At 43.4% G+C, this 14416-nt stretch carries 13 protein-coding genes; 4 read left to right on the top strand and 9 right to left on the bottom strand.

Going from position 1 to position 14416, the window contains the following annotated elements; all coding sequences use genetic code 11:
• Nucleotides 1-105: 105 nt before the first annotated feature.
• Nucleotides 106-2328, bottom strand: coding sequence for a single-stranded-DNA-specific exonuclease RecJ (gene recJ, locus RWP09_RS04415; protein WP_314434432.1), 2223 nt, complete (start codon nt 2326-2328; stop codon nt 106-108).
• A gap of 175 nt (nt 2329-2503) precedes the next feature.
• Between recJ and RWP09_RS04410 the strand changes: the two genes are divergently transcribed.
• The 4 genes from RWP09_RS04410 to RWP09_RS04395 are packed head-to-tail and all read left to right on the top strand — an operon-like array spanning nt 2504 to nt 5426.
• A complete protein-coding gene (locus RWP09_RS04410) occupies nt 2504-3262 on the top strand; it encodes an amino acid ABC transporter ATP-binding protein (protein ID WP_314434430.1) in 759 nt (252 codons plus the stop codon).
• A gap of 10 nt (nt 3263-3272) precedes the next feature.
• The gene (locus tag RWP09_RS04405; protein WP_314434428.1) at nt 3273-4067 is read left to right on the top strand and encodes a transporter substrate-binding domain-containing protein; all 795 of its coding nucleotides are present in this window, start codon (nt 3273-3275) and stop codon (nt 4065-4067) included.
• A gap of 12 nt (nt 4068-4079) precedes the next feature.
• Nucleotides 4080-4757, top strand: a complete 678-nt coding sequence (locus tag RWP09_RS04400; RefSeq protein ID WP_000131145.1) for an amino acid ABC transporter permease — start codon at nt 4080-4082, stop codon at nt 4755-4757.
• Between the two features lie 9 nt (nt 4758-4766).
• Nucleotides 4767-5426 (top strand): amino acid ABC transporter permease, encoded by a 660-nt coding sequence (locus RWP09_RS04395; RefSeq protein WP_314434426.1) that lies wholly within the window; start codon nt 4767-4769, stop codon nt 5424-5426.
• Nucleotides 5427-5517: 91 nt separating this feature from the next.
• Here RWP09_RS04395 and RWP09_RS04390 read toward each other — a convergent pair whose 3' ends face one another.
• The 8 genes from RWP09_RS04390 to metF form a co-directional block, all read right to left on the bottom strand.
• Nucleotides 5518-6648, bottom strand: coding sequence for a sn-glycerol-3-phosphate ABC transporter ATP-binding protein UgpC (locus RWP09_RS04390; RefSeq protein WP_314434424.1), 1131 nt, complete (start codon nt 6646-6648; stop codon nt 5518-5520).
• A gap of 112 nt (nt 6649-6760) precedes the next feature.
• Nucleotides 6761-7630 carry a PucR family transcriptional regulator gene (locus tag RWP09_RS04385; protein WP_314434422.1) on the bottom strand — a complete coding sequence of 290 codons (870 nt, stop codon included), beginning with the start codon at nt 7628-7630 and terminating at the stop codon, nt 6761-6763.
• A gap of 3 nt (nt 7631-7633) precedes the next feature.
• Nucleotides 7634-8020 carry a Mini-ribonuclease 3 gene (locus RWP09_RS04380; protein ID WP_314434420.1) on the bottom strand — a complete coding sequence of 129 codons (387 nt, stop codon included), beginning with the start codon at nt 8018-8020 and terminating at the stop codon, nt 7634-7636.
• Entirely contained in the window at nt 8013-9356 is a 1344-nt protein-coding gene (cysS, locus tag RWP09_RS04375; protein ID WP_314434418.1) for a cysteine--tRNA ligase, read from the bottom strand. The genes RWP09_RS04380 and cysS overlap by 8 nt, the downstream gene beginning before the upstream one ends.
• A gap of 82 nt (nt 9357-9438) precedes the next feature.
• Complete coding sequence (locus tag RWP09_RS04370; RefSeq protein ID WP_314434416.1) at nt 9439-10323, bottom strand: GNAT family N-acetyltransferase; 885 nt, start codon at nt 10321-10323, stop codon at nt 9439-9441.
• Between the two features lie 11 nt (nt 10324-10334).
• The gene (gene cysE, locus RWP09_RS04365) at nt 10335-10952 is read right to left on the bottom strand and encodes a serine O-acetyltransferase (RefSeq protein ID WP_314434414.1); all 618 of its coding nucleotides are present in this window, start codon (nt 10950-10952) and stop codon (nt 10335-10337) included.
• A gap of 15 nt (nt 10953-10967) precedes the next feature.
• On the bottom strand, nt 10968-13181 hold the full coding sequence (pnp, locus tag RWP09_RS04360) for a polyribonucleotide nucleotidyltransferase (protein ID WP_314434412.1): 2214 nt from the start codon (nt 13179-13181) through the stop codon (nt 10968-10970).
• A gap of 367 nt (nt 13182-13548) precedes the next feature.
• Complete coding sequence (gene metF, locus RWP09_RS04355) at nt 13549-14415, bottom strand: methylenetetrahydrofolate reductase [NAD(P)H] (protein WP_314434410.1); 867 nt, start codon at nt 14413-14415, stop codon at nt 13549-13551.
• Nucleotide 14416 lies beyond the last annotated feature (1 nt).

Below are 14416 nucleotides of genomic sequence, written 5' to 3'. Positions count from 1 at the left end.
ACTTTTAGCCGAATCTTTTCCTACCATTATACCATTTTTTTAATGATTTTCAAAATGAAGATTTGTTTTCAAAAAAGAGCTGGTTGCCCAACTCTTTCCTATCATCTACTCTTTTTCCATTAAAAAGTCATAAATTTCTTGCACGGTACCCAGCGCCATCATTTCTTGGTCTTTGACGGTTTGTTTGAGATTTTGGTAAATCTGACTTTCTCCGATTTCCCGCTTTGGTGCCTCTTTATTGACTGTCATGACCCCATCTTTGATTGTCACAAAGCCTAGCTCTTCAAATACTTGAATCATCTTGACCAGCAAGATTTGTTGAATATTAAGATAAGTAGCCAAATCTTTCAGCTTGTAGCGAATATCAAACTCTGGAAACTGGTAGATAGTCTTGTACAATTTGGCAAATTGCTCTCTAGTCCCATACCCCGTTAGATAGTAGGCCTTGTCAATATCATTTTTGAAATAGACCACAGAGAAATTCTGTTCCTGAAAAATGGTCTTCAGCTGAGTAATATCCTCAGGGACAGTTTTTACGACAACCGCTTCACTAGTCGCTAAATCTGGCACTTCTCCAGCAAAATCCAAGACTGGAACCCCTTCTGGTAAGACTGCATTTTTTCCACGGATGTTAAAAAGTTGAACACCCTCCACACGCGCATCCACCATCATCAACTGCAAGGCAGTTTGGCCATTCCATTGGTTGACAGACAATTTGACTGCCAGCTCTAGATTCTTAGTTTGAGAAAACTCTGTCGCCCATCTGCCTTGGCCAAAGGCCACCACTTCAAAACTAGCCTCACCTTTGGAAATTTTCAACTTAAGATGGGCATTGCCTGCTCCCATAGTACGGGCACTTTCGACCTGAAAATCCTTAATATAAAAGACAGGTTTCTGATTGTCCATTCCAAAAGGTGCCAAGCGCTCAAAGTTCTTGACTGTTTCAAGACTCAAAGCCTCCAAATCCAGCTCTTCATCTAGATTTAACTTGTTCTTGCCAGCAGCATCTGCGCCTTTTTCACGGACATAGTCTTCCAAGACCTTAGATAAATCTGAAACTTTCTCAACATCCAGCGTCATTCCTGCTGCGCCAGCATGACCGCCAAAGGCGATAAAGAGGTCGCGATGGGGATCTAGGGCTTCAAAAATATCGACCGCTTCCACACTACGAGCACTACCCTTGGCACGACCGTCCTCTATATTGAGAACGATGACTGTCTGCCCTAGTTCTTCCAACAAACGACCAGCGACGATTCCCAGAACCCCAGGATTCCAGCCTTCCTTAGCCAAGACTTGGACCTTCTTCTCAGGGTCCACCATGGTCTTGGCTTCTTCATAGATAGACTGGACGATTTCCTTGCGCTCTTCATTTTTCTGATGAATCATGAGGGCAATCTCATGGGCTTCCTCGTCGTCAAATCCAGTCAACAAATCAATGGCAGGATTGGGATCATCCAAGCGGCCCAAGGCATTCAAACGAGGGGCAATCTGGAAACCAACCGTTTCTTCTGTTACTTCGTTGGCGGCAATCCCAGCCATGTCCAGCATTTCTTGTAGACCAACGCGTTGAGTGTGCCCCAACATTTCCAGACCATATTGAACCAAAATACGATTTTCATCCGTCAAACTCACCATATCTGCAATAGTTCCGATAGCAACCAAATCAAGCAACTCCACTTGTACTTCTTCTAAAAGGGCACAAGCCAGCTTGAAAGCCACTCCACAACCAGCCAAATATTTGAAAGGATAGTCCGCATCAGGATGCTCAGGATGGACAATGGCATAGGCATCTGGTAAGGTTTCAGGCATGGAATGGTGGTCAGTCACAATGACATCTACACCCATAGACTGGGCGAGTTCAATAGCTTCATGACCCGCAACCCCATTATCCACCGTCACAATCAAGGAAATCCCTTCTTGCTCGATAAAATATTTATAAACACTAGCATTTGGACCATAGCCATCAGTAAAACGATTGGGCAGATAAACCCGGCACTCAGCGCCAAGCTGTTCCAAACTTTCCTTAACAATAGAAGCCGAAGTCATACCATCCGCATCGTAGTCTCCATAGATGAGGATATTTTCCCCTTCTTCAATGGCCTGACGAATCCGTTCTACTGCCTTATCCATATCATGGAGTAGATAAGGATCATGCAAGTCCTCTAAGGAAGGCTCTAAAAACTTCTTCAGACTTTCTTGATCCTGAATCCCTCTCTCAAACAATAACCGAGCCACCTCAGAACCCAGTCCAGCCTTCTTGGCCATCTTTGTAAAATCCGCATCTTCTACCTGCGGGGTAAACTGCCATTCATAAGTAGGTGTTATCAAAAAGACATCCACTCTTTCTAAGAATTCTATTGCTTCATTATAACACGATTTAGGCTTTTTCTCTATCCAGATTGCTTTTTTATAAAATTTTAGTGAATTTTTAAGATATGATTTGACAAGACAAATCTTTTGGTGTAGAATCATGTTATAAAATCTAACACAAAGGAGATTCTTTATGGCTTTAGTAGAATTTGAACACGTCGAAAAATATTACGGAGACTACCACGCGCTCCGCGACATCAATCTCCGTTTTGAAAAAGGACAAGTCGTTGTCCTACTCGGACCATCTGGTTCTGGAAAATCCACTCTTATCCGCACCATCAACGGTTTGGAAGCTGTAGACAAAGGAAGTCTTCTAGTAAATGGTCACCAAGTTGCTGGTGCCAGCCAGAAAGATTTAGTTCCTCTTCGCAAGGAAGTCGGCATGGTTTTCCAGCATTTTAACCTCTACCCTCACAAAACAGTGTTAGAAAACGTAACACTCGCACCCATAAAAGTTCTAGGAATTGATAAAAAAGAAGCTGAAAAAACAGCCAAAAAATATCTGGAATTTGTAAATATGTGGGACAAGAAAGATTCTTATCCAGCCATGCTATCTGGTGGACAAAAACAACGGATTGCCATCGCACGTGGACTCGCTATGCATCCTGAACTCCTCCTCTTTGATGAGCCAACATCTGCCCTTGATCCTGAAACCATCGGCGATGTTCTGGCGGTTATGCAAAAATTGGCCCACGATGGTATGAATATGATTATCGTTACCCATGAAATGGGCTTTGCCCGTGAAGTTGCCGACCGCATCATCTTTATGGCTGACGGAGAGGTTTTAGTAGATACGACCGATGTCGATGACTTTTTCAACAATCCAAGCGAACCTCGTGCCCAACAATTTCTGAGCAAAATTATCAACCACGAAAGTGACAAAGTCAAATAAGGAGGCGCCTATGAAAAAGAAATTCTTTTTATCCGCATTATTGATTAGTCTTTTCAGCCTTACTGCTGTAAAACCAGTTCAGGCCGATACTAGTGTCGCAGACATTCAAAATAGAGGCGAGCTAGTTGTTGGTGTGAAACAAGACGTTCCCAATTTTGGCTACAAGGATCCTAAGACAGGGACCTATTCTGGTATCGAAACTGACTTGGCCAAGATGGTCGCCGATGAACTCAAGGTCAAGGTTCGCTATGTGCCGGTTACAGCACAAACTCGCGGACCACTTCTAGACAATGAACAGGTCGATATGGATATCGCAACCTTCACCATCACAGACGAACGCAAAAAACTCTACAACTTTACCAGTCCCTACTACACGGACGCATCTGGCTTTTTGGTCAATAAATCTGCCAAAATCAAAAGCATTGAGGACTTAAACGGAAAAACCATCGGTGTTGCCCAAGGTTCTATTACTCAACGCCTGATTACTGAACTGGGTAAAAAGAAAGGTCTAACCTTTAAATTCGTCGAACTTGGTTCCTACCCAGAATTGATTACTTCCCTACACGCTCACCGTATTGATGCCTTTTCCGTTGACCGCTCGATTCTGTCTGGCTATATCAGTAAACGCACAGTACTACTAGATGATAGTTTCAAGCCATCTGACTACGGTATCGTCACCAAGAAATCAAATACAGAGCTCAACGACTATCTTGATAACTTGGTCACTAAATGGAGCAAGGATGGCAGTTTACAAAAACTCTATGACCGTTACAAGCTCAAACCATCTAGCCATACCGCAGATTAAGGAGGACACCCCATGACAGATTTATCATCTTGGACAGCCTATTTTCAGGATTTTGGACAATTTTTCAATGGTTTCCTCTTCACCCTTGCCCTAGCGATTGGATCCTTTATCCTCGCCATGGTCTTAGGCATCTTCTTTGGAGCCATGTCAACCAGCAAACGTCCTATTTTGCGTATTTTAGCTCGCATCTTTGTCGAATTTTACCAAAACACTCCCCTCTTGGTGCAGTTTGTCATCGTCTTTTATGGTCTACCTCTTATCAGTGACCACACCATCATGATTCCGATTTATTGGACAGCTGTTCTCTGCGTGGGACTCTATCACGGAGCCTATATCGCTGAAGTGATTCGCTCAGGGATTCAGTCTATTCCTAGCGGTCAGATGGAGGCCGCCTTGTCGCAAGGTTTTACCTATATCAGTGCCATGCGCTTGATTATCTTGCCTCAAGCCTTCCGTATCATCCTCCCTCCTTTGACCAACCAAATCGTCAACCTCATCAAGAACACCTCTACAGTCGCTATCATTTCTGGAGTCGACTTGATGTTTGTGACCAAGTCTTGGTCAGCACTTAACGGAAACTACATTCCAGCATTTCTAGGTGCTGCCCTTCTCTACTTTTCTCTCTGCTTCCCTGTTGCCCAGTTTGGTCGCAAGATGGAGCAAGCCAACAAAAAAGCCTATTCACTTTAGGAGGTTACTATGGAATCCATTTTAGAAGTTTTATCCCCAGATAACCTAGTCTTTATCTTTAAAGGATTTGGCTTGACCCTCTACATTTCTCTGATTGCCATCGTCCTCTCTACCCTCATCGGTACGGTGCTAGCCGTCATGAGAAATGGCAAAAATCCTGTCTTACGTATCATATCCAGCATTTACATCGAATTTGTGCGCAACGTTCCTAACCTCCTCTGGATTTTCACTATCTTTTTGGTTTTCAAGATGAAATCCACACCAGCAGGTATTACAGCCTTTACTCTCTTTACATCAGCGGCCCTAGCTGAGATTATTCGAGGCGGTCTCAATGCCGTAGACAAGGGGCAGTACGAAGCAGGAATGTCGCAAGGATTTACCTCGGCTCAAATTCTCTACCACATCATTCTCCCACAAGCAATTCGTAAAATGTTGCCAGCCATCATTTCTCAGTTTGTAACCGTGATTAAGGATACCAGTCTTCTCTACTCTGTTATCGCCCTACAAGAGCTCTTTGGAGCCAGCCAAATTCTAATGGGCCGTTATTTCGAACCAGAGCAGGTCTTCAGTCTGTATATCCTGATTGCCCTCATCTACTTCAGCTTCAATCTAGCAATTTCGAGTCTATCTCATATGCTAGCCAAACGTTGGCAACAAGCTGCAGAATAATAAATTAGCTCTCCAAGTACATGGAGAGTTTTTTCTACTCAACCGCAAAAAACACTGCCAGATTTCTAGCAGTGTTTTGAGTTTTATTTGCTTAGTAAATTGTTCTTTCAGTTTCTACATCGAAGAAGTGTGCTTTGTTCAAGTCAAATCCAAGTTCAACTGTTGCACCTGTTTGCAAGTAGTCACGAGCGTCAACTTTAGCAACAAATTCATCTTTACCAACTTGGCAGTAAAGGTGAGATTCTGAACCAAGCAATTCTGATACAGAGATAGTCGCTTTTACAACACAGTCTGGGAATGTTTCAAGGAAAGCAGGTTCTGCATTCACGTCTTCTGGACGGATACCGAAGATCAATTCTTTACCTTCGTAGCCTTTTTCACGAAGAACTTTCAATGCTCCTTCTGGCACTTTCAAACGGAAACCGTCAGAAACAATTTCGCTACCAACCAATTTCACGTTGATGAAGTTCATAGCTGGACTTCCGATGAATCCTGCAACGAATTTGTTAACTGGGTTTTTGTAAACTTCTTGAGGAGTACCGATTTGTTCAACACGTCCGATAGTACCTGTACCAGCAGGGTTCTTAGTTGCTGACATGATAACGATACGGTCTGCAAGTGTCATCGCTTCTGTTTGGTCGTGAGTTACGTAGATAGTTGTAGCTCCGATACGACGGTGGATTTTAGCGATTTCAGCACGCATAGATACACGAAGTTTTGCATCCAAGTTTGACAAAGGTTCGTCCATCAAGAATACTTTTGCATCACGGACGATGGCACGACCCATGGCAACACGTTGACGTTGACCACCTGAAAGGTCAGCTGGTTTACGATCCAAGAATTCTTTCAAACCAAGGATTGCTGCTGCTTCTTGTACACGTTTGTCGATGTCTTCTTTGCTGTATTTACGCAATTTCAAACCGAAAGCCATGTTATCATAAACAGTCATGTGTGGGTAAAGAGCGTAGTTTTGGAATACCATGGCGATGTCACGGTCTTTTGGAGCTACGTCGTTGACAACCACGCCATCGATAGATGCAGTACCTTCTGTGATGTCTTCAAGACCTGCAATCATACGGAGAGTAGTTGATTTACCACATCCTGAAGGTCCTACGAAAACGATGAACTCTTTGTCTTTGATGTTCAAGTTGAAATCTTCAACTGAATAGTGTTCGCTGTTTGGATATTTTTTGTAAATATTTTTAAGATTTAATTCTACCATGAGGTGAACTCCTTTTGTATTTTGATAGTTTTATTATAAATGAAAACGCTTAACTTTTCTATGGCAAGATGACCAAAAAAATAAAAAAGTTCTGTACAACTTGCACAAAACTTTAGAGAATATCTGGTAAAATCAATTGATAACACAGGGTCAGATCGGTCAACTCCTTCAACTGAAGCCCTGTCAATTCTTCCCATTTATCAATCTTATACTGGAGAGAATTGCGGTGCAGGTAGAGTTGTTGCGCTGTTTTTGTTAGGACAGCACTATTTTCCCAAAGAGAAAGAACAATCTCCTGAATCTGATCTTGATCCAAAATCATCTGGTGTAGACATTCCTTGATTGCCTTCAAGTCCACGAGTCTTTCCCCCATACTCCAAAGATAGAGTTGTGAAAAGGTATGAACACCTTGGTGACCCTGACGCCACCAAGTCTTAAACAAATCGCGCTCCGCTTTGATCAAGTCTGATAGGGCTTGATGCACCGTCTGAGACCAAACCTGTCCTAACATGATAGACAGACGCAGTCCAAAGTCATACTCCACTGCTTCAATCGTATCACTTAAAATAGCTCGTACAGAGGTGTATTTATCTTGTTGAAGTACGAAAACATAGTCCTGAGCTCCGACCTGAAGCACCGCCTGACAGTTAGGAAATAGAGTCCGCATCATATCTAGCCAAGAAGCTAGATTTTCCTGCTGAAAATAGGAAAGATGAAAATAAACTAATTGAATCTTTTTAAAAGTTTTCGGCACCTGTCCCTTCCCCTCAATCAGATAAGAATACCAAGGATTGAGCGAACGAGCCTGCTCCTGCTGGGTCAAAAGGGAAATCAACTGCTTTTCACGCTCACTGAGCCCAGTTTGCTCCAGCAAAATCCACTGCTGAGAAGCTAAAGGGAGCGTGAGATATCCCTCTTTCTCTACTGGTTGGTCTGAAATCTGAGCCTCAGGAAACCAGTCTTGTAGTTCTTTTGCCATCATGTCCTAGCCCTCCACTTTTTGAATGCACCACGAAATCAAATTCTCAAGACGTTCCAGATTTTCAGTCATATGGAGATAGCCCATGACTGCTTCAAAACCTGTGGACATACGGTAAGTCACCACATCAGCATTTTTAGCCTTGGTGTGACTATTGGTATTGCGGCCACGTTTGTAGATTTCTTCTTCTTTTTCCGTTAGGAGTTGCTCCTCCAACATGAGGGAAATTAGGCGAGCCTGAGCCTTGGCCGACACATACTTGGTCGCCTCTTGGTGGAGTTTATTGGGTTTGGTCATACCTTTGAGGATGAGGTGACGACGAATATACATAGAATACACCGCATCTCCTTCAAAGGCTAGCGCAATCCCGTTAATGAGATTGACATCAATCACGTGTCCACCTCACTCCATCCTTGGTGTCAAGGAGCTTAATTCCTTGAGCAGCCAATTGGTCACGGATCTGGTCCGCTGTAGCAAAGTCACGATTGGCACGCGCTTCTTGGCGTTTTTGGATCAAGTCTTCAATCTCTGCATCCAAAACTTCCTCAATAAAGACAATTCCAAAGACCTCTAACATAGCCGCAAGAGCTTCCTTAACACTTGCATCATAGTTACCTGAGTTAATCCATTTGGCCATTTCAAAAACAACTGTGATACCGTTGGCAGCGTTAAAATCTTCATCCATAGCCGCCACAAACTTATCTTTAAAAGCTTGTAACTCTTGGGCGTCCACATTTCCTGTAAATGGTTGCTCGTAAGTATTCTTCAGATACTTAAGATTAGTCTCGGCATCGCGAACTGCCTTTTCCGTAAAGTTGATTGGCTTGCGGTAGTGTTGAGTCGCAAAGAAGAAACGAAGCACTTGCCCATCAAGAGTTTTAAGGGCATCGTGCACGGTGATAAAGTTCCCCAAAGACTTGGACATCTTGACATTGTCGATATTGACAAAGCCATTGTGCATCCAGTAGTTAGCAAAGGTCTTACCTGTTTTGGCTTCTGACTGGGCAATTTCATTGGTATGATGAGGAAACTCGAGATCGGCTCCACCACCGTGGATATCAATGGTATCGCCCAAAATCTCTGTTGACATGACCGAACACTCAATATGCCAGCCCGGACGACCAGACCCCCAAGGACTATCCCAAGAAATCTCGCCTGGCTTGGCATCTTTCCAGAGGGCAAAGTCTACAGGATTTTCCTTACGTGCCGTTTCTTCATCGGTACGACCTGAAGCACCTAGCTCCAAATCTTCCAAGGTTTTATTTGCTAATTTCGCATAGTTGTGGGATTTTTCCACACGGAAATAGACATCTCCTTGGCTCTCATAAGCAAAACCTTTTTCAATCAAGTCTTCCACAAAACGGATGATGTCAGCCATAAACTCCACCACACGCGGATGGTGGGTCGCAGGTTTGACACCCAAGGCCGTCACATCCTCACGAAAGGCAGCGATATACTTATCCGCAACCTCCTGAGGCGTGATGCCTTCTTCCTTGGCACGGTTGATAATCTTATCATCCACATCCGTAAAATTGGAAATATAGGCAACCTCATACCCACGGTACTCAAAATAACGACGAATGGTATCAAAAGCCACCGTCGAACGGGCGTTCCCTACATGTATATAATTGTAAACCGTTGGCCCACAAACATACATCTTGACCTTGCCGTCCTCAATCGGGACAAATTCTCGCAAATCACGAGACATGGTGTCGTAAATTTTAATCATAAAATAATAGTCAGGAAAACCAAAATCCAAGAACAGTTAATTTCATCGCTGACAGTTCAATTGAATTTCAGTCCGAATGTCTCTACACATCGGAATTCCTTGCTCCTTTCTCATTCAGATAAACTACCTGTGTCTGTTTGACAAAGCCAATTTTTTCATACAAGCGCTTGGCACCTACATTGCTATCTTCCACTGCAATCTGAAATTCCTTATCATTTTGCTCAATTAGTTGGTTGACAAGGGATTTTGCTAAGTAACTTCCATAGCCTTTCCCACGTTCAGGTTCAGATATTGCTAAACCGTAGAAGTAATTCGTATTAGTCGATAAATCTACCGTGCAAGTTCCAATAACCTGACCGTCTTTTAACAAAATATATAAGCGACTTTCTGGATCCCTCAGAGCTTCAGCGACATATCTATCCACAACTTCTCTCGATTCATGTTCCTCTGAAAATGCCTGAAATTTTAACTGACTAATTTGATTTTGATACGAACTATCTGCTAACAAAACTTCAAGATTGGAAAGCTTTTCTAACGGATAAGGTCTTCTATCCTTACCTAACCAGGTTTCTGTATCCTCGTCCTCGACCAATCCCCAGTTGCTGACAAAATCAGGATGGCGGTCTAGAAAAACACGCTCTGTCTGAAAAGTGACTGAACGAATAGGAAAAGGAGCTGTTTCTCTCTCAAAACTAGTAAACAATGCACGCGCAATCCCCTGACGGCGATGAGCTGGATGAACCAGTATCGTCACTTCTACATCTTGATCATCTGCATAGACAGTTAAGAGACCAACAAGTTCGCCTTTTTCATAATAAAGGAAAAAGGCGGGCATGTTTGGGTCAAAATTAAGCATGTTAGAGAGATAGGGATCACGATAGGTACCGTCATAATTTTGGCAACAGTTAATTAGTTTTTTCGCCTCAGATAACTCCTCTTGGCTTAACTTGTTTCTTGCTTGAATCATATAGGTATCCTCTACAACCCAGACGATCTGTGACTGGCTTCTTTAGCCTGCTCGAGTTTATTGACGTAGTACTCTCGTTTTTCTTCGACTTCGTGGATCGTCGGTTCATCCTTCTGTCCATGAACTCGGACAATCTTGGCCGGAATACCGACAACCGTCACATCACTAGGTACATCTGCTACGACAACTGCTGCAGCACCGACCTTGGCATTTTCACCGATTTCCACAGGTCCGATAACTTGGGCATGGGCTGATATGAGAGCTCCCTTTCGCACGGTCGGATGGCGTTTACCAACATCCTTACCAGTCCCACCAAGAGTCACTCCGTGATAAAGGAGAACACCTTTTTCAACGATTGCTGTCTCCCCAATTACCAAGCCTGAACCGTGGTCAATAAAGACCCCTGAGTCTATCTGGGCACCTGGATGAATCTCAATCTGAGTCCAAAAGCGCCAAAACTGACTGTGCATACGAGCTAAGAGTTTAAAGCCGTGATTCCAGAGAAAATGTGAAAGACGGTGGGCCGCCAAGGCTTTGACACCTGGATAAGTCAGCAAAACCTCCAAAGTGGTGCGGGCCGCTGGATCATTTTCTTTTACGATATCAATGGTTTCGCGCCACCATCCCATACATTTCTCCTTTTCTTATTCTGAATCTTTTGGTGTTTCTGTAAATTCTTTCTTAGGTTTGTGGTCCTTGTGATGACGTGGGCGGTGAGGTCTCTCAGACTTTTCGCCTTTTTCATCACGTTCAGGTTTTGGAGGACGAGGAAGAAGGGCTTTCATAGAAGCATCCACACGTCCTTTGTCATCAATCTTGATAACCTTAACATCAACTTCATCCCCGATTGCTACCAAGTCTTCGACATTATTGGTACGTGTCCAAGCCATCTCAGAGATATGAACAAGGGCATCTGTCTTGTCAAAGAGGTTGACAAAGGCACCAAATTTCTCGATACGAACGACTTTAGCACGGTAAACTTCGTCCACCTTAGCTTCACGAACCAAACCAGCAATAATTTCTTTAGCACGGTTAATAGCATCTTGGTCGCTAGAGTAGATAGATACATTTCCTTCTTCGTCGATATCAATCTTAACGCCTGTTTCAGCAATAATCTTGTCGATGGTTTCTCCACCCTTACCGATGACAATCTTAATCTTGTCCACATCAATCTTGATGGTATCAATTTTTGGAGCAGTTGGAGCCAATTCTGGACGAACTTCTGGAATGGTTGCTTCAATCACATCAAGGATTTCAAAACGCGCTTTCTTGGCTTGAGCAAGTGCTTCTGTCAAGATTTCTGCAGTAATCCCTTGAATCTTGATATCCATTTGAAGGGCTGTAATCCCGTCACGAGTACCTGCAACCTTAAAGTCCATGTCTCCAAAGTGGTCTTCCAAACCTTGGATATCTGTCAAGACTGTGTAGTTATTTCCATCTGAGATAAGTCCCATGGCAATACCAGCTACTGGCGCCTTGATTGGCACACCACCAGCCATAAGTGCAAGAGTTCCAGCACAGATAGAAGCCTGAGATGAAGAACCATTTGATTCCAAGACTTCTGCTACCAGACGGATAGCGTATGGGAATTCCTCCAAATTTGGCAAGACTTGAGCAAGGGCACGCTCACCGAGAGCACCGTGACCGATTTCACGACGACCCGGCGCACCGTAACGACCTGTTTCCCCTACAGAGTATTGTGGGAAGTTATAGTGATGCATAAAGCGTTTCTTGTACTCTGGGTCCAAACCATCGATGATTTGAGTTTCCCCCATCGGAGCCAAGGTCAAGACTGAAAGAGCTTGAGTTTGGCCACGAGTGAAGAGACCAGAACCGTGTACACGAGGAAGGAAGTCAACAACCGCATCCAAAGGACGGATTTCATCGACCTTACGACCATCAGGACGTACCTTGTCTTCTGTGATCAAACGACGCACTTCAGCGTGTTCCATTTGTTCCAAGATTTCAGCCACATCACGCATGATACGGTCAAATTCTTCATGATCTGCATATTTTTCTTCGTAAACAGCAGTTACTTGGTCCTTCACTGCTTGAGTTGCAGCTTCACGTGCCAATTTTTCTTCTACTTGAACTGCCTTTTGAAGGTCACTGTTGTAGGCTGCGATGATTTCAGCCTGTAATTCAGCGTCTACATGAAGCAATTCTACTTCTGCTTTTTCTTTCCCAACAGCCGCAACGATTTCTTCTTGGAAGGTAATCAATTCTTTAACAGCTTCATGTCCTTTAAGAAGGGCTTCCAACATGATTTCTTCTGACAATTCTTTGGCACCAGACTCTACCATGTTGATGGCGTGTTTAGTTCCTGCTACTGTCAATTCAAGGAGAGATTGCTCTGCCTGTTCTTGCGTAGGGTTGATGATGATTTGGCCATCTACATATCCCACTTGTACCCCAGCGATTGGTCCGTCAAATGGAATATCTGAGATAGAAAGTGCCAAGGATGAACCAAACATGGCTGCCATAGGTGCAGAGGCATTTTCATCATAAGAAAGTACTGTGTTAATCACTTGGACTTCGTTACGGAAACCTTCCGCAAACATAGGACGGATTGGACGGTCAATCAAACGCGCTGTCAAAGTCGCATCTGTTGAAGGACGTCCTTCACGTTTCATAAAGCCGCCAGGAAATTTCCCAGCCGCATACATTTTTTCTTCGTAGTTGACTTGAAGAGGGAAGAAATCCCCAGTTGCCATCTTTTTAGACATCACGGCCGCAGTCAAGACAGTTGACTCACCGTAACGCACGACAACAGAGCCGTTTGCTTGCTTGGCAACCTGACCAGTCTCTACAATTAACTCACGACCCGCAAAAGTCGTTTGAAACACTTGTTTTGTCATTTTAATCCCCTTTGGATTGATAATATTATACGTCTTGCCTACAAAGATCAGGATACAAAGGGCGTAAAGAATCCCGTATGAAAATAGGAGATTGACGCAGTGTGCGATGCACACCAGGAAATCTATCTTTTTCACTAGGGATTTAGCCCGTATTCAACTACCTAGATACTTTGAAAAGTTTAAAAATATTATTCTTTAGTATTTGTCCTTTTTATAGCAGATTTGAATAGTTAAAAATCTGTTTATACCCTCATCTTTGTATCAAGTACGTACAGAGTCTATTTTATCATATTTTTCTTAAAAAGTGCGGTCTTTACCATTAAAAAGGAACCATTCCCCTCACCTGAGAAGAATGGTTTGCTTTTTATTATCCTAGAGACTGGTGATTAAACAAAGCATGTGTTGCTTGGTGGATATATTTTGCTGTTTCTGCATTGTTCATAGTGTAGAGATGCACACCTGCAACATCCTGAGTTACCAAGTCCACGATTTGGTCCACTGCATAGGCAAGTCCTGCTGCTCTGAGCGACTCAGGGTCATGCTCATACTTGTCTAAGATGGCTTTAAATTTGCGTGGAAGATGGATATTCTCACAGGTCTTCAAGAGACGGAGAGCCTGATTTCGATTCAAAATTGGCATAATCCCTGCATGAATAGGAACATCAATCCCAGCTAAGATACACTTGTTTTGGAAATCATAGAAGCGCTCATTGTCAAAGAAAAGCTGAGTTACAAGGCTCGAACAACCTGCATCTACTTTCTTCTTAAGATTTTGAATATCTGAAATCTGATTTGGTGAATCTGGATGGCCTTCTGGATAACAAGCACCAACAATATCAAAGTGAGGGGCTTGTTCCTTGATGAACTCAATCAAGTCAGTTGCGTAGCGGAAATCCTTTTGCGGCTCCACATCTGGAATAATATCCCCACGAAGAGCCAAGATTTTCTGCACCCCAACCTTGTCCAAGTCTGCAATCGTTTCAGCAACCTTGTCCTTGGTCAAATAGATGGCTGGCAAGTGAGCAATAGTCGGAATCGCCAAATCATTTTGGATAAAGTCAGCCAAACGGACCGTCGTTTCCTTGATATTAAATTTATTATTGCTGGCAGTTACACTGATAAAGTGCGGCGCTAGCTCCTGCATATCTTGAAGTGCAGAAATAATGTTATCATTACCCACGGCTGGGTTGGGAGGGAACACTTCAAATGAGAGTGACGGTGTTTGGCGTGACATA

The sequence above is a fragment of the uncultured Streptococcus sp. genome, from assembly GCF_963521255.1.
Taxonomy (GTDB): Bacteria; Bacillota; Bacilli; order Lactobacillales; family Streptococcaceae; genus Streptococcus.
The sequence above is the reverse complement of the archived record's forward strand: the minus strand, read 5'-3'. Positions and strand labels throughout refer to the sequence as shown.